Source organism: Pseudarthrobacter leeuwenhoeki (assembly GCF_055412885.1).
In genome coordinates, this window is sequence record NZ_JBVAYY010000003.1 from 37793 (window position 1) to 52201 (window position 14409).

Consider the following 14409-nt stretch of genomic DNA (forward strand, 5'->3'; position numbering starts at 1 on the left):
AGGCCGGAAGCGTCAGCTTCCGGCCTTTTGTTGTGCCCGTTTGTTGGCGCAAGCAACCGCCCGGCTGGCGGGCCCGCTCAGCGCTTCTTGATATGGGCGACCGGGTCCGCGTGCGTTTCCGCGACGTTCTTTGACTTCTTCTCGGCCCGTTTTTCCTTGATGGTTTTCACCGGTTTCTTGGCCATGCTCCGGTGCGGCGTTTTGTCAGGCATGTGGGCGCTCCCTCACAGCATGGGGCCGGGATGGCCCCGTGATATTACGTTACGCCTCGGGTACCGCAACGTCCACGATGCCGACGAAGCGGCTCCCCACGCCCTCGTACTCGCTGCGGACCAGCCCGGCGGCCACTCCGGGGATTTCGTACGGCGCGTGGTCGGCGCAGCACACGTACGTGAACTCCGGCCACCACTTCTTCGGCCGGGCCGCTTCGGAGAACCCACAGACCGCGCACGTCAGCTGGACCCAGATGGGGCGCTTGCCGGTGCGGTTGGCCTTGGACTGCACCAGCCAGGCCGGCGGGTTGTCCAGGAGGTCGCTGAGCTCGGCGTCGCTCAACCGGGAAGGGATACCGTGACGGTGGGCCATTTCCAGCGGAATATCGAGGATCTGGGCTGCAACACGACGGGTAACCATCCTTCAACGATACGGGATCGGACGGCCCCGGAACCGCCGTCAGGGCACCGGAGTAAGGCTCGTCACAGACCCGTGACGGCCAGGCCAAGCGCCGCCGCCCCCAGCCCGGCGACCAGGTTCGCGGCAACGTTGAGCGCGGCGGCGCGGTAGCGCGTCTCGCCCACCAGCCGCACCGTGGCCGTGGTCCAGGAACTGAAGGTGGTGAGAGCGCCGGCGAGCCCGGCCGAGAGGGCGGACTGCCACTCGGCCCCCAGCCCCAGCTGGCCCGTGATCCCCAGGGCGGCGCCGAGAATGAACGAGCCCGCCGCGTTGACGGTGAGGGTCGCCCAGGGCCAGTGCGGATGGCGGCCCGGGTGGTGCGCAAACCAGGAGTCGACGGCGAAACGCAGCAAGGCGCCCGCGACGCCGAAGACTCCCACCAGCACAGCGGCGATCATGCGGCTCCGCCGCTCAGATCGGCCAGGGACTTACCGGTTTTCCAGCCGGCGGCCGCGGCACCGAGGCCCAGGACGAGCGAGAGGCCCAGGTAAGCCAGCCAGCTGGCATGGAAGCCGCCACGGAACTGCTGGTCGATGGCGAACACCACGGCCGAAAAGGTGGTGAAGGAACCCAGCAGTCCGGGGCCAAGCCCGGCCCGCAGCCAGAAGGCGGTCTTCGGCCGCGCGATCCAGACCGTGGTGAGGGCCGCCAGGACAAAGCTGCCGACGACGTTGATCACCAGGGTGGTCCAGGGGATCGCGCCGGCGGCCTCGGGGAACACCAGCCCGGCACCGTAGCGCAGTTCCGTTCCGATCAGGCCGCCGATGGCGACGGCCGCCCACGCACGCCAGCCCGGCAGTCCAGGCCGCGCCGCGGCAACCGCCGCGGCAGGAAACTTCGCTGCACGCCTCATGCCGCCGCCCCGGTCAGTGCCACCCGCATTCAGGGCCGCTTGAGGCTGCAACCGGGATGGCCGGACTCGCTGTGGACCCAGAGGGCGGAGGCGACTTCCTCGGCGAGGTCGAACTCGTGCCGGGCGGCACCGGATCCAATGCGCACAACCAGGGCGCCACCGAACGGCTTACGGCCCAGGACCTCGACCTCTGCGTCCAGGTCGATCTCCTCCGCGGAAAGGTACCGCAGCAACTCGGGGTTCTCGTCGCTGATCCGCGTGATCCGGCCCGTGTGCCCGTCGTCGAGTTCGCTCATCCGGTGGGCCGGGGGCACCACTACGGAACCGTCCGCGGCCGGGATCGGATCGCCATGCGGGTCCCGCACCGGGTCCCCGAGCTTGGCTGCCATCCGTCCGATGAACGTCTCGGAGACGGCGTGTTCCAGGAGCTCGGCCTCGTCATGGACCTCGTCCCAGCGGTAGCCGAGCTCCCGGACCAGGAACGTTTCAATGAGCCGGTGCCGCCGGACCATGGACAACGCCAGCCGGACGCCGTCGGCCGTCAGCGTGACGGCACTGTAGGGCTGGTGGTCCACGAGGCCCTGGTCCTTGAGCTTACGGACCATTTCTGAGACCGAGGAGTTGGCCACGCCGAGCCGTTGGGCCAGCTGCGTGGAGGTGATGGGTTTGTCCTGCCACTCCGTAAAGGAGTAGATGACCTTGACGTAGTCCTCGATCGAGGAGGAGGGCAGGCTGGTTTTCACGGTTTCCAGCCTACCGTCAGGCGGTGCCGGAGAACGTCAGCCACAGCAGGACGAGGTTGAGCGCCACGACCAGGATCACGCTGATGACCGCCGCAACCCGCAGTGCCATCCCGTCGGCGAAGCGGCCCATCAGGGCCTTGTTGCTGGTCAGGAGAACCAGCGGGACCAGCACGAAGGGGATGCCGAAGCTCAGGACGACCTGGCTGAGGACAAGGCCCCAGGTGGGATCGAAGCCGATGCTCAACAGCACCACGGCCGGGATCAGGGTGACCGCACGGCGGATCATCAGCGGGATCCGGATCTTGAGCAGCCCCTGCATGATGGATCCGCCGGCATAGCAGCCCACGGACGTTGAGGCCAGGCCGGAGGCGAGCAGTCCGATGGCGAAGATGACGCCGATGACCGGGCCCAGATTGGCGGTGATCGCGGCATGGGCGCCTTCGATGGTGTCCGTTCCCCCGGCGCCGCCCAGGGTCGATGCGGCCAGCAGCAGCATGCCGATGTTCACGATGCCGGCGACCGCAAGGGCCGCCACGACGTCCCAGCGGGTTGCCTTGACGAGGCGGGCGAGGGCCTTCGGGGAGATGTAAAGATTTGGGTCCGGACGGTGCCTGTCCCTGGACAGGGCCGAGTGGACGTAGATGGCGTGCGGCATCACCGTGGCGCCGAGCATGCTGGCGGCCAGCAGCACGGTGTCCGGACCCTGGAACCCCGGAATCAGTCCTGCGGCGACGCCCGCAGGGTCGGGCGGACTGATGAAGAGGCCGGCCAGGAATCCGATCGTGATGATGCCGAGCAGGAACATGATGATGAACTCGAAGGGCCGCTGGTTGTTCCGGGCCTGCACGGCGAGCAGGGCCATGGAGACGCCGCCGACGATCAGGGCGCCGAGGGGCAGGGGCAGCCCAAAGAGCAGGTAGAGCGCGATCGCACCACCCACCACCTCGGCAAGGTCGGTGGCGGCGGCCACGAACTCGGCCTGGACCCAGAACGCACGGCGCCAGAACGGCTTGAGCCGCTCGCCGAGGATCTCGGGAAGGCTTTTCCCGGTGACGATGCCGAGCTTGGCGGACTGGAACTGCACCAGTACAGCCATGAGGTTGGCGGCCACCAGGACCCAGACAAGAAGGTAGCCGTACCGGGCGCCGGCCGTGAGATTCGCCGCAACGTTGCCGGGGTCCACGTAGGCGATCGCGGCGACGAACGCCGGGCCCAGCAGGCCAATCATGGCACGGCCGCCCGGTTTTCCCCGGGCGGGTGCTTCCGGCGCCGTAGAGTCGTGTCCTGTTACTTCCAGCACGGCGGGCTCCCTGGGTAGGTGCGTCGACGGCGACGCGGCAGTTGGCGCCGGCACCGGAGTTTGCAAACGCCTACAAATAATTATTAGGCAGACCGAAATTACTATAGGGCAGGGTGCCTGCCCGGGGCAATGCCGACAGTCATGAAGTGCCGCCCCGCCGGAGTCAGGCCAGGACGGCCCGCCAGCTCTGTGTCAGATAGGGGAGCGGGATGACGTCTTCGGGGTGGTGGCCGAGGTGCTCGTGCAGGTACCAGCCGAGGTTGCCCAGGACCTTGGCCCGGATCGTCCCGCTGGCCGCCAGGTAGTAGCTGCGGGACTTCGTCAGCTCCAGAATGTCAGCGGTGCGCACAGGATCCTCCCAGCGGGTGAGGTGGCTCTGAAGCCCCGTGAATTCCGGCCCAAGCGGCGGTGTGAAATCCGGCTTGTGGACATCGCCGGCATGCATGATGCGCGAGAGCCGGTGGACCCACGGAACGGACGTGTCCAGCTGGTTCCAGATCAGCCCCAGCACGCCGTGGGGGCGGAGGATCCGGGCGGTCTCCGTGCTTGCCAGGAGCGGATCGCACCAGTGCCAGGCCTGGGCGACGGTCACGACGTCGAACGCCCCGGCGGGCAGGCCGGTGTGCTCGGCGGTACCCTCGACGGCGGTGACGGCCGGGAGCGTCCGGCGCAACTGGTCCAGCATGTCGGCGGAAGGGTCCACCGCCACCGTGTGCAGACCGCGCGCGAGAAGCAGTGCCGTGAACTTCCCGGTGCCGGCGCCGAGGTCCGCGGCGTCCTTCGCGCCCGGCGGGATCAGCCAGTGCGCCGAATCGGCGGGGTACCCGGGGCGGACGCGCTCGTAGTGTTCCCCGCCGTCCTGGAAACTCTGGCCCAGCTCCTGGCGGCGTTCCTCATGCAGTTTGGGTCCACCGCGTGCCACGTGCGATCTCCTTGGGCAGGTCCGGATGGGTACCTTTCGAATTTACCGCACCCGGCAGCGCCGGGGATTCCCCGCCGGGACCCCCGTGGTGCTCTCAGTCCTGGCTGCAGGGGGCCGCGCCGGCGGTGCCGGGCGTGTTGGGGGCCCAGTGCGGGTAGCTGCGGGTGTCGTTGGACGGCACCCAGCGCCCGGCATCAACGACGTAGTCCCAGCCGAGGCCGGCCCGGCGCAGCTCCTGGAGGGCGGCGAGCAGCCGCTGGGCGTCCTCCAGCCGGGAACCCACGCCGAAACTGGCACGCAGCGAGCCCGAGGGAAGCCCGAGCCGCCGCAGCAGGGGGTGCGCGCAGAAGCGGCCGTCCCGCAGCCCGATGCCGTGTTCGGCTGACAGGTAGGCCGCCACGAGGCCCGCGTCGTAGCCTTCCACCGAGAAATTGACGACGCCGATCGTGCCGGTACCCGCGGTGGTGCCGGGCCCGGTGCCTGCCGGAGAGTCGAAGGACGCACTGTCCGAGAAGATCTGGTGCACCGTCACGCCGTCGATCCGGGCGAGGCCCTCGATGAGGAAGGAGCGGATCGCGTTCTCGTGCGCGTGCCACTGGTCCACGTCCAGGCCGGCGATCACCTGGGTGGCCCGGGCCAGGGTGGCGGCGCCGAGGACGTTGGGGGAACCGCCTTCATGCCGGGCGGGGCCGGTGGTCCAGCTGACACTGTCAATCCGGGCGTCCTGCACGGCTCCGCCGCCGGCCAGGTGCGGGGTACCGGCGTCGAGCCAGTCGGGACGGCCGATCAGGACCCCGGCGCCGAACGGTGCGTAGAGCTTGTGCCCGGAGAAGGCGAGGTAGTCGACGTCGTCCGCGGCGATGTCGATCCGCCGGTGCGGCGCCAGCTGGGCGGCGTCGACGACGATCCTGGCGCCGTAGTCGTGGGCCAGGGCAGCCAGGGCCCGGATCGGCAGGATCTCACCGGTGACGTTGGAGGCGCCGGTCACGGCGAGCAGGCTGACGCCGCCGGGCGCGAGCTCCGCGCGGAGCAGTTCCAGGGTGGCCGCGAGCGTGGCGGCGGCGATGACGCTGCGGTGCGGGACGCGCTGCCACGGCAGCAGGTTGGCATGGTGCTCGATGTCGAGGTACAGCACCTCGCCGGTGTGCCCGCCGCCGGCGGCGGGCAGGCAGCCGGCCAGCAGGTTCAGCGAATCGGTGGTGTTCCGGGTGAAGATCACCGCATCGTCTGGCCGGCCGCCCACGAACTCCCGGACGATGGTGCGGGCGTTCTCATAGACCGAGGTGCTGATCTGCGAGGCGTAGCCGGCGCCGCGGTGGACGCTGGCGTAGAACGGCAGGATCTCATTGAGGTAGGCCGAGACCACGGACAGGGCAGGGGCCGAGGCGCCGTAGTCCAGGTTGGCGTAGCGGACGTGTCCGCCCTGGATCAGTGGTGCCTGGATCTCGGCGCCGGTCACTGCGGCCAGCGGCCGGCGGGCCACGGTGAACCGCGGGTCGGGACGGGCCTGGCTGGAGCCGGTCCGGATTTCAGGGCTGGCGGGAATGGTGGCAGTCGTCATGGGACCTCGCTCGAATAGGACCCCACACGCCGGGGATCCGCGCTTGCCGGGTCCGTTCCGGACCGGCCAGGTCGTCACCCGGGGCACCCCGCCGCGAATGGAGGGTTGCCGGCCAGCAAACCGGGGTTTCGCGCTGGCACTCGTGACCTGCTTCGAGCGTAGGTCATGCCTGCTGCCGCCCAAAAGGCGGGGCAGGAATGTGAAGTGCTTTGTTACGGGACACGGTCCGGGGACTGCGGAACGCCCCGGAGGTGCCTAGAGCAGGTCGTCCAGGTCCGGGTTGAGGCGCTTGAGGACCTCCGAATGCAGGATGGAGTTGGTGGCCAGGGCGTTGCCGCCGAACGGGCCGTCTTCGCCTTCGAGGGAGGTGAAGCGTCCCCCGGCCTCGGTGATGATCGGGACCAGCGCGGCCATGTCGTAGAGGTTCAGTTCGGGCTCGCAGGCGATGTCGACAGCACCTTCGGCCACGAGGCAGTAGGACCAGAAATCGCCGTACGCGCGGGTGCGCCAGACCTTCTCGGTGAGGTCCAGGAACTCGTCGAGGTTGCCGCGCTGCTTCCAGCCGCCCAGGCTGGAATACGACAGGGAGGCGTCCGAGAGCTTGGAGACGTTGGAGACTTTCAGCCGGGTGGCGGCCGCCAGCGAACGGCCCATGTATGCCCCGGCGCCCTTGGCGGCCCACCAGCGCTTGCCCAGCGCCGGCGCGCTCACGACGCCGACAACCGGCTCACCCTCGTCGACGAGGGCAATCAGCGTGGCCCAGACCGGGACGCCGCGGACGAAATTCTTGGTCCCGTCGATCGGGTCGATGATCCAGCGGCGGGAGCCATGGCCGGAACTGCCGAACTCCTCGCCGAGGACGGCGTCGCGCGGACGGGAGCGGGACAGCTGGCCGCGGATGGCCTCCTCGACCGATTTGTCGGCGTCGGTCACCGGCGTCAGGTCCGGCTTCGTCTCAATCCGAAGGTCGAGTGCCTTGAAGCGGCTCATGGTCTGGGAATCTACGGAATCTGCCAGTACATGGGCAAGGCGCAGGTCATCGTTGTAGCTCGAAGCGGGTTGACTCATGGTTCCAAACTACCGCCAAAGCGGGCTGCGGGGCGGGAGGCCACGTGGCTGCGCCGCAGGAGCGGGCCCGGCGCGGGCCGGCTGAGGGCCGGACAGCCCCCCTCCCGGACTAGGAGACGGTGCCCAGTTCCTTGACGTCCTGGGCTTCCATCCGCGGGTCGGTCCCCAGCAGGCGGCGGAGTGAGGTGAGCCGGGCGGGGCCGGACTCACCCGCATGGCCGGCGGCCACCCAGGCGTCCACGCCGCAGTTCACGGCGCTGGAATCGTGCTTGCAGCCCCGCTCGCAGCCGTCGGTGCCGGGCTCAAGATCGGGGAAGGACCGCAGGATCCGGTCGGGGTCCACATGGGCCAGGCCGAAGGATCGGATGCCGGGGGTGTCGATGATCCAGCTTCCCGGCGGCGCATCATTGACCTTGAGGGCCAGCGCGGAGGAGGAGGTGTGGCGGCCGCGCCCGGTCACGGCGTTGACGCCGCCGGTGGCGCGCTCGGCGCCGGTCAGGGCGTTGACCATGGTGGACTTGCCGACGCCGGAGTGGCCCAGCATGACGGTGACCTTCCCGTCGAGGTGGGCGCGCAGCTGGGAGACTGCGTCCTTGTCCAGACGGGCCGAGAGCCCGTCATCCGAGCGGGCATCGATGCCGGACGCGGCGGAGTCCGCCGTCCTGGAGATGATCACCGGGAAGGCAAGGTGCTGGTAGTTGGAGAGGAGTTCCGCGGGATCCTTGACGTCGGCCTTGGTGACGAGCAGCAACGGTTCGATTCCGGCGTCGTACGCGGCCACGAGGGCGCGGTCGATGAACCCGGTCCGGGGCTCCGGATTGGCGGCCGCCACCACGATCACCAGCGTGTCGGCATTGGCGACGACGGCGCGCTCGATCGGGTCGGTGTCGTCGGCGCTGCGCCGCAGCAGCGTCCTGCGGTCCTGGATCTTGACCAGCCGTGCCAGGGTGTCCGGTTCGCCGCTGACGTCCCCGACGAGGGAGACGAAGTCGCCGGCGACGACGGGGTTGCGGCGCAGTTCCCGGGCCCGGGCGGCGATGATCTTGCGTTCTTCCGGGGTGCCCTCGGCGACGACGGCGGTGTAGCGTCCGCGGTCAACGGTGATGATCCGCCCCGTGACGGCGTCGTCGTAGGCGGGCCGGTCCTTGGTGCGGGGGCGCGTGCCCTTCTTGTTGGGGCGGATCCGGACGTCGGATTCGTCCCAGGAGTCAGTGCTGCGTGCCACGGGCGGTGTCCTTCTCTGCCGGGGCCGGGCCTGCGGCGGAGACCTCTGCGGGGGCTGCGCTGCCGGCGGTGCCCTGGGCGAGCATGGACTCCCACAGCTGCGGGAAGCCGGGCATGGTCTTGGCGGTGGTCGCAATGTCCTCGACCTCGATGCCGGGAACGGCCAGGCCCAGAACGGCGCCGGCCGTGGCCATGCGGTGGTCGGCGTAGCTGTGGACAACACCGCCGTGCAGCGGTGCGGGCCGGATGATGAGGCCGTCGGAGGTTTCCTCGGCGTCGCCGCCCAGTCGGTTGATCTCGGCGACGAGAGCGGCCAGCCGGTCTGTTTCGTGACCGCGGAGGTGGGCGATGCCGCTCAGCTGCGAGGGGCCGCTGGCCAGGGCGCAGAGCGCGGCCACCGTGGGGGCGAGTTCGCTGGTCTTGTCGAAGTCCGCGCCCTTGATTTCCGGGCCGCCGGTGACGGTCAGGGTGCCGTCTGTGAGCGTCACCGATGCCCCCATCGTGGTGAGGATGCTGCGCCACAGATCGCCGACCTGCGTCGTCCGGGCCGGCCAGTTGGGGATGCGGATGGTCCCGCGGGTGGCCAGGGCCGCCGCAAGGAAGGGGCCCGCATTGGAGAGGTCCTGTTCGATCCTGAGGTCAAAGGCGCGGATCGGCCCGGGGGAGACGATCCAGTGGTTCGGTCGGGAATCGTCCACGGACACCCCGGCTCCGCGGAGCACGGCGACGGTCATGTTGATGTGGTCCAGACTGGGGACGGGCTTCCCGGCGAGGTCCCTGCTCCGGTGCTCGAGGTGCAGTCCCTCCGTGAAGCGGGCTCCGGTCAGGAGCAGCGCGGACACGAACTGCGAGGAAGCGCTGGCGTCGATGACGAGGTGGCCGCCCCGCACTTCGCCGGTGCCGTCGACGGCGAACGGCAGCGCGGAGGCGGGGCCGCCGTCGGGTGCGGTGACGGCGACGCCCAGCCCGGTGAGCGCCTCGATGATCGGCCCCATGGGGCGATTGCGCGCGTGCGGGTCGCCGTCGAACAGTGTCACTCCCCGGCGCAGGGCCGCCACGGGCGGAACGAACCGCATGACCGTCCCGGCCAGTCCGCAGTCGATGCCGGTCCGGGCCCCGGCGGCGTCCGGGCTGATGGGCGTGATGGCCAGGTCGGGACCGAAATCGCCGTCCCCCGGAACTTCCGTGATGGTGGCCCCGAGCTGCCGCAGCGCCTCGATCATGAGCACGGAGTCACGGGAATGCAGCGGGGCACGCAACCGCGAGGGTCCGTCGGCGAGGGCGGCCAGCACCAGGTACCGGTTCGTCAGGGACTTGGATCCCGGAACGGTGACCGTTGCGTCGAGCGGCTGTCCGGCGAACGGCGCCCGCCAGTGCGGCGCGCCTGCGGCCGTCAGGGAGCGGGCAGCTGCGGTGGGGGTGGTGCCTGTCATTGCTGTTTTAGGCTCCGACGGTGTGGTCTACAGCTTTGCGTACGGCTTTGTCGGCTTTCTTCAGCTGCCTGCCGGTGGTCTTCTTGACGTCCGCGGTGAGGTGGCCGGTGGTCTTCTTGACGTCCGCGGCGAGGTGGCCGGTGGACTTCTTCACGTCCGAAGCGAGGTGCTCGGCGCGCCAGGCGAGGCTGGGCCGGCCGTTTGTGTCGACGGCGGCCAGCAGCACCCCGCCGGTCAGTGAGACGTTCTTGAGCAGCTGCTTGCGGCGGGCGTCGCGGCCCTCTTTGGAGGTGATGTCGGCGCTGCGCCATTCAACGTAGCCGTTGAGCGCGGAGATGACGGCCAGGAGGGTGGCTGCGAGGCGTGCCGACTTGCCGAGCGCAAAGAGCACGCCCGCTCCGACCTGGGTGCCGCCGATAACGCGGGCCAGGACCTTTTCGTTGGTCTGGAAGGGCAGGGATTCGGCCGCGCGGCGCAGCAGGGGTGACAGCTGCGTGGCCGTGTCATCCGCGTTCTTAAGCTTGTCCATGCCTGCAAGGACGAAACTGGAGGCGAGCATGGGCCGGGCGAGAAAGCGGACAAACGACATGAATTTCCTCCTGGATGGACGAACCGCGGAATCGATGCGGGATAACCGGTTCTAGTCTTGCACTTTTGCGGAATATTTGCCCGTCGGGCGGGGTTGTGAATGACAGGTCCCGGCCGCCGGTTTGCGGCTGGGCGACGAGCTGACAACGAGCTGATGATGAGCAGGGAGGCAGAGATTTGATGATGGTGAAGGACGCGCAACTGGCGGCGGATCCTGCGGAGTTGTGGACCATGGCCCTGCAGGTTCGACCACGTTCGGCAGTTCCGGGCGCCCGCCGCAAGGTGACAGTAGACTGGGACGCAATGAGCACCATGGATCCGGCCGTTGCGGCCATGCACGAGGGCGCCGCAAGCGGCGCCACGCCCGTGAAGTCACCTGCTGCCGGCCCCGCCGTCGCACTCCCTGAACCTGCCCCTGACGCCGTGCAGGATGCTGCCGCCCGGGAGACGATCGTGGACGGGCAGGCCCTGGACGTGGCGACCGAGACCACGGAAGAACGCCGGGTACGGTTCGAGCGCGACGCCATGCAGTACGTGGACCAGCTGTATTCCGCGGCCATGCGGATGGCCAGGAATCCCGCTGATGCCGAGGACCTGGTCCAGGAGGCGTACACGAAGGCGTTTTCCGCGTTCCACCAGTACAAGCCGGGCACCAACCTGAAGGCCTGGCTGTATCGCATCCTGACGAACACGTACATCAACCTCTACCGCAAGCGCCAACGCGAGCCGCTGCAGTCGAACTCGGACACCATCGAGGACTGGCAGCTCGCCCGTGCCGAGTCCCACACCTCCTCCGGACTCCGGTCGGCGGAAGCGGAGGCGCTGGACCACCTGCCGGACTCGGACGTGAAGCGCGCCCTGCAGGCCATCCCGGAGGAATTCCGGCTGGCGGTCTATTTCGCCGACGTCGAGGGATTCGCGTACAAGGAAATTTCAGAGATCATGAACACCCCGATTGGGACCGTGATGTCCCGCCTGCACCGGGGCAGGAAGATGTTGCGGGACATGCTCGCCGACTACGCCGCCGAGCGGGGATTCAAGGCTGGCGATGCCACTGTGGCGGCCGGAAGCAACAAACAGGAGAACAGGAAATGAGCGACTGCCAGGGACTGGGCGATTGCGACGACGCCCGGATGCAACGCATCTACGAGTATCTGGATGGTGCCCTCACTCACGATGACATCGCCGAGATCAAGGACCACCTGGACGGGTGCCCGGAGTGCTTTGAGCAGTACGACCTCGAATGTGTCATCCGCGTCATGGTGAAGCGTTCCTGCACTGAGGCTGCCCCGGAGAACCTCAAGAACTCGATCCTGGACCGGATTCACTCCAGCAACCCGGTCGAGGCCTGACCCAGCGGGGACATCCCGACGTACCGCCAGCGAAAACGAATGACCCCGGAAACCGTGAGGTTTCCGGGGTCATTTGTTCAAAGCTGTCATTCCAAGCTTTTGCTTAGGCGTTGGGGCGCTTGCCGTGGTTCGCGCCGCCACGCTTACGGTCACGACGTTTACGTGCACGCTTGCTCATAGCTGGCCTCCTTAATTTTTGGTACTCAAAAGAGCTGCCCTCAAGTCTCCCACATCAGGGCACCCGCCGCGAACCGGCGGGGGCGGGAAGCATCCCATAGGGACAACGACAGGGACAATTGCTGCGACAATCACAGGGACAATCGCTGCGACAAGCACAGGGGTCAATCACAGGGACAATCGCTGCGACAAGCACAGGGGTCAATCACAGCGGAGTAATCAGTCCAGGGAATTGCGGATGGAGATCCGTGCCTGGTCCAGCACAGTCCTGACCGTCTCCAGCGTCACGGGAGTGATCGGATGCCGGCCGCCGTGCCGGCGCAGTTCCACGCGGATGTCATCGCGGAAGGCCTGCACCAGCATCTCCGCTTCACGCAGCCGGCTGTCACCCTCCGGCGAGAAGCGCTGGCCCGCCAGCGAGGCGACCGTGGATCCGGCCGCACGGGCCGACGAACGCGCTGCCTCGGCCGTGGCGGCCAGATCGGCCCGGAGCCCCCGCATGTTGGCTTTGATGTCCTGCCGGAGGTTGTCCGCGAGCCGCCGGACCGATGCGGAGATGTCGTTTTCCACGACGGCGAGTTCGTCCCGGCGGCTGTTCAGCTCCACCAGCCCGTCCGGTGTGATGCTGTAGTAGGTCCGGCGTCCCTCGGTGTGGGTCGCCACGAGACCCTCCTCCTCGAGCTTGCCGAGCCGCGGGTAGATGGTTCCGGCGCTGGGGGAGTAGGTGCCGCCGAAGCGTTCGCTGAGCGCCTTGATGAGTTCGTAGCCGTGCCTCGGACCCGGCTCCAGCAGAGCGAGCAGGTACAGGCGCAGCGCCCCGTGGGCGAAGACCGGAGGCATCAGGGTCCCTTTGTGGGATCCGCAGTCGGCTGGCCGTGGAAGATCGACGTCCTGCCCGAGACGGAGTTGGTGCGGACCAGCATGAGCTGGGCGTCGGGCCCGGCAATGGTCTGCACGGTTCCGCTGGGCTGGCTGTATTTCAGGTCATCAATCACGATGGCGCCGCTGGCGGACTTGGCGATAATGTCCACGCCGACGTCGTGCGGGAGGCGGATGGTGACATCACCGGACACGGCATTGGAGCCGAAGTCCTCGGTGAAGCCGAGCAGGTCGAAGCTCAGGTCACCGCTGACGGTGTTGGCGCGGATGTGGCTGAAATCGCCGGAGGCCGTGACCTCGCCGGAGACGCTTTTGGCCGTCAGTACACCGTGGTGGTTGCGGGCGATCACGTCGCCGCTGACGGTGTTGACGGCCAGGTTCCCGGAGGTTCCGTCGGCCAGGACGGAACCGGAAACAGTGTTCAGCCGGGTGCGCCCGCTGGTCCCGGAGACCATGCCGTCGCCACTGACGGTGCCGGCTTCAACCTCGACGCCGGCGGGCAGGGCGATGCTGATGACCACCGAGTTGCTGCTGCTGTTATTGACGGTTCCCATGAGGTTCTTGAACCACCCCTGCGGCCCGTCCAGCTGATGCCGGACCTCGAGGCGGCCGTTGACAAGGCTGACCGCCAGCGGGTCCCCGTGGACGTCGGACACCTCGATCCGGGTGACCGGCCCGTCATGGGCGACGATGTCGAAGCGGCCCCGGACGATGCCAAGCTTGAGCGAGCTGACGCCGTCGACGTCGATGGTCTGCGGACCGGTGATGGTCCAGTTGTTCTCTGTCATGGTTCCTCCGGCGTGCGACATTTCATGCCAATCGTTGCGATATATCGTGACAATAAAGTCACGATATATCGCATGATCGGCACGGTCAAGATATATCGCGAAACTCCCGGAGCCGGGGAGCCGGGAAGGCTACTCCGGGGCGTCGATGCGCAGCCACTGGAACCAGCCGCGGTGCAGCACGAGCCAGGCCATCAGCCCGTAGCCGGCCTGCCCGGGGGTACCTCCGTTGGCAGCGAGGTCCTGGCGCCACTGCTCGTGGTTCAGCAGGGGGGAGAAGGTGTCGACGTAGAGGTGTTTGCGCCGCGTGGTGACGTCGGCGAAGGCTGTGTTGAGCTCGCCGAGCCTGCGGTTCTGGGTCGGGTCCAGGGTCGGCGGCGGGCCGACGACGAAGACCTCAATTTTGTTCTGCGACGCGGTGTCGAGGATGTTGGCGAGGTTGAGCCGGCTGCGGGCCGTGGAGAGCCCGAATTCGACGTCGCGTCCGGAGAGCCCGATGACCAGACGGTTCTCGTGGTGGTTGTTGAAGCGCCGGCCGGCTTCCGGGAGCCAGCGGGCGGCCAGGCCTTCCGTGCCTTCCTGCGGGCAGGGGAGCGAATAGCACTCCAGGGATAGCCGGTCCTGCGGGGTGCGCGCCAGCACCCGCCCCAGCCAGCCCAGCGCACGGGGATCACCAACCCCGGCCAGCATTTCATCGCCCACGGCTGCGATCCGCAGCTTTCGATCTTCCACGACTACCTCTTCACTCCAAAGCGTCCATTAAGCCGTCCCCACCATCCACGATGGAGGGGACAAAGCCGGTTAAACAACGGTGCCCGGCCGGAGTTGCGTGTTTCCATCTCCGGCCGGGCA

Annotated in this window: 18 protein-coding genes and 1 riboswitch; of the genes, 2 read left to right on the plus strand and 16 right to left on the minus strand. The window is 68.2% G+C overall.

Annotation, left to right across the window (positions count from 1 at the left end):
* Positions 1–77 precede the first annotated feature (77 nt).
* The 12 genes from ACZYX4_RS03245 to ACZYX4_RS03300 form a co-directional block, all read right to left on the minus strand.
* Positions 78–212, minus strand: coding sequence for a hypothetical protein (locus ACZYX4_RS03245; protein ID WP_272943978.1), 135 nt, complete (start codon positions 210–212; stop codon positions 78–80).
* Between the two features lie 49 nt (positions 213–261).
* Positions 262–633: a hypothetical protein gene (locus tag ACZYX4_RS03250; RefSeq protein WP_463873630.1), complete on the minus strand. Its 372-nt coding sequence runs from the start codon at positions 631–633 to the stop codon at positions 262–264.
* Between the two features lie 62 nt (positions 634–695).
* Positions 696–1070 carry a fluoride efflux transporter FluC gene (locus ACZYX4_RS03255; RefSeq protein WP_463873631.1) on the minus strand — a complete coding sequence of 125 codons (375 nt, stop codon included), beginning with the start codon at positions 1068–1070 and terminating at the stop codon, positions 696–698.
* Positions 1067–1525: a fluoride efflux transporter FluC gene (locus ACZYX4_RS03260; RefSeq protein WP_463873633.1), complete on the minus strand. Its 459-nt coding sequence runs from the start codon at positions 1523–1525 to the stop codon at positions 1067–1069. The genes ACZYX4_RS03255 and ACZYX4_RS03260 overlap by 4 nt, the downstream gene beginning before the upstream one ends.
* Positions 1526–1554: 29 nt before the next feature.
* Complete coding sequence (locus ACZYX4_RS03265) at positions 1555–2268, minus strand: metal-dependent transcriptional regulator (RefSeq protein WP_463873635.1); 714 nt, start codon at positions 2266–2268, stop codon at positions 1555–1557.
* 16 nt (positions 2269–2284) lie between these two features.
* Positions 2285–3496, minus strand: coding sequence for an Nramp family divalent metal transporter (locus ACZYX4_RS03270; protein ID WP_463873945.1), 1212 nt, complete (start codon positions 3494–3496; stop codon positions 2285–2287).
* A gap of 235 nt (positions 3497–3731) precedes the next feature.
* Complete coding sequence (locus tag ACZYX4_RS03275) at positions 3732–4490, minus strand: class I SAM-dependent methyltransferase (protein ID WP_463873636.1); 759 nt, start codon at positions 4488–4490, stop codon at positions 3732–3734.
* A 94-nt stretch (positions 4491–4584) separates the two neighbouring features.
* Positions 4585–6051, minus strand: coding sequence for an aminotransferase class V-fold PLP-dependent enzyme (locus tag ACZYX4_RS03280; RefSeq protein ID WP_463873637.1), 1467 nt, complete (start codon positions 6049–6051; stop codon positions 4585–4587).
* Between the two features lie 34 nt (positions 6052–6085).
* Positions 6086–6199: riboswitch (SAM riboswitch) on the minus strand.
* A 107-nt stretch (positions 6200–6306) separates the two neighbouring features.
* Entirely contained in the window at positions 6307–7119 is an 813-nt protein-coding gene (gene hisN, locus ACZYX4_RS03285) for a histidinol-phosphatase (protein WP_463873638.1), read from the minus strand.
* Between the two features lie 109 nt (positions 7120–7228).
* The gene (gene rsgA, locus ACZYX4_RS03290; protein ID WP_463873639.1) at positions 7229–8344 is read right to left on the minus strand and encodes a ribosome small subunit-dependent GTPase A; all 1116 of its coding nucleotides are present in this window, start codon (positions 8342–8344) and stop codon (positions 7229–7231) included.
* Positions 8328–9776: a 3-phosphoshikimate 1-carboxyvinyltransferase gene (gene aroA, locus ACZYX4_RS03295; protein ID WP_463873640.1), complete on the minus strand. Its 1449-nt coding sequence runs from the start codon at positions 9774–9776 to the stop codon at positions 8328–8330. Before aroA ends, rsgA begins: the two co-directional genes overlap by 17 nt.
* A 7-nt stretch (positions 9777–9783) precedes the next feature.
* Positions 9784–10365 carry a DoxX family protein gene (locus ACZYX4_RS03300; RefSeq protein WP_463873642.1) on the minus strand — a complete coding sequence of 194 codons (582 nt, stop codon included), beginning with the start codon at positions 10363–10365 and terminating at the stop codon, positions 9784–9786.
* A gap of 230 nt (positions 10366–10595) precedes the next feature.
* On the opposite strand from ACZYX4_RS03300, the gene ACZYX4_RS03305 reads away from it, so the two are divergent.
* On the plus strand, positions 10596–11459 hold the full coding sequence (locus ACZYX4_RS03305) for a sigma-70 family RNA polymerase sigma factor (protein ID WP_463873946.1): 864 nt from the start codon (positions 10596–10598) through the stop codon (positions 11457–11459).
* Positions 11456–11716, plus strand: coding sequence for a mycothiol system anti-sigma-R factor (gene rsrA, locus ACZYX4_RS03310; protein ID WP_346927964.1), 261 nt, complete (start codon positions 11456–11458; stop codon positions 11714–11716). The genes ACZYX4_RS03305 and rsrA overlap by 4 nt, the downstream gene beginning before the upstream one ends.
* Before the next feature lie 103 nt (positions 11717–11819).
* Here rsrA and ACZYX4_RS03315 read toward each other — a convergent pair whose 3' ends face one another.
* The 4 genes from ACZYX4_RS03315 to ACZYX4_RS03330 form a co-directional block, all read right to left on the minus strand.
* Entirely contained in the window at positions 11820–11894 is a 75-nt protein-coding gene (locus ACZYX4_RS03315; protein WP_104061284.1) for a 50S ribosomal protein bL37, read from the minus strand.
* Between the two features lie 218 nt (positions 11895–12112).
* Complete coding sequence (locus ACZYX4_RS03320) at positions 12113–12733, minus strand: PadR family transcriptional regulator (RefSeq protein WP_463873644.1); 621 nt, start codon at positions 12731–12733, stop codon at positions 12113–12115.
* A complete protein-coding gene (locus ACZYX4_RS03325) occupies positions 12733–13560 on the minus strand; it encodes a DUF4097 family beta strand repeat-containing protein (protein ID WP_463873645.1) in 828 nt (275 codons plus the stop codon). Before ACZYX4_RS03325 ends, ACZYX4_RS03320 begins: the two co-directional genes overlap by 1 nt.
* A gap of 129 nt (positions 13561–13689) precedes the next feature.
* The gene (locus ACZYX4_RS03330; protein ID WP_463873646.1) at positions 13690–14289 is read right to left on the minus strand and encodes a GDSL-type esterase/lipase family protein; all 600 of its coding nucleotides are present in this window, start codon (positions 14287–14289) and stop codon (positions 13690–13692) included.
* Positions 14290–14409 lie beyond the last annotated feature (120 nt).

Bases quoted from the DNA above. Each gene is read 5' to 3' on its own strand.
- ACZYX4_RS03245 (WP_272943978.1), bottom strand. From the start codon at position 212: ATGCCTGACAAAACGCCGCACCGGAGCATGGCCAAGAAACCGGTGAAA.
- ACZYX4_RS03250 (WP_463873630.1), bottom strand. From the start codon at position 633: ATGGTTACCCGTCGTGTTGCAGCCCAGATCCTCGATATTCCGCTGGAA.
- ACZYX4_RS03255 (WP_463873631.1), bottom strand. From the start codon at position 1,070: ATGATCGCCGCTGTGCTGGTGGGAGTCTTCGGCGTCGCGGGCGCCTTG.
- ACZYX4_RS03260 (WP_463873633.1), bottom strand. From the start codon at position 1,525: ATGAGGCGTGCAGCGAAGTTTCCTGCCGCGGCGGTTGCCGCGGCGCGG.
- ACZYX4_RS03270 (WP_463873945.1), bottom strand. From the start codon at position 3,496: ATGATTGGCCTGCTGGGCCCGGCGTTCGTCGCCGCGATCGCCTACGTG.
- ACZYX4_RS03280 (WP_463873637.1), bottom strand. From the start codon at position 6,051: ATGACGACTGCCACCATTCCCGCCAGCCCTGAAATCCGGACCGGCTCC.
- hisN (WP_463873638.1), bottom strand. From the start codon at position 7,119: ATGAGTCAACCCGCTTCGAGCTACAACGATGACCTGCGCCTTGCCCAT.
- aroA (WP_463873640.1), bottom strand. From the start codon at position 9,776: ATGACAGGCACCACCCCCACCGCAGCTGCCCGCTCCCTGACGGCCGCA.
- ACZYX4_RS03300 (WP_463873642.1), bottom strand. From the start codon at position 10,365: ATGTCGTTTGTCCGCTTTCTCGCCCGGCCCATGCTCGCCTCCAGTTTC.
- ACZYX4_RS03305 (WP_463873946.1), top strand. From the start codon at position 10,596: ATGGCCCTGCAGGTTCGACCACGTTCGGCAGTTCCGGGCGCCCGCCGC.
- rsrA (WP_346927964.1), top strand. From the start codon at position 11,456: ATGAGCGACTGCCAGGGACTGGGCGATTGCGACGACGCCCGGATGCAA.
- ACZYX4_RS03320 (WP_463873644.1), bottom strand. From the start codon at position 12,733: ATGCCTCCGGTCTTCGCCCACGGGGCGCTGCGCCTGTACCTGCTCGCT.
- ACZYX4_RS03325 (WP_463873645.1), bottom strand. From the start codon at position 13,560: ATGACAGAGAACAACTGGACCATCACCGGTCCGCAGACCATCGACGTC.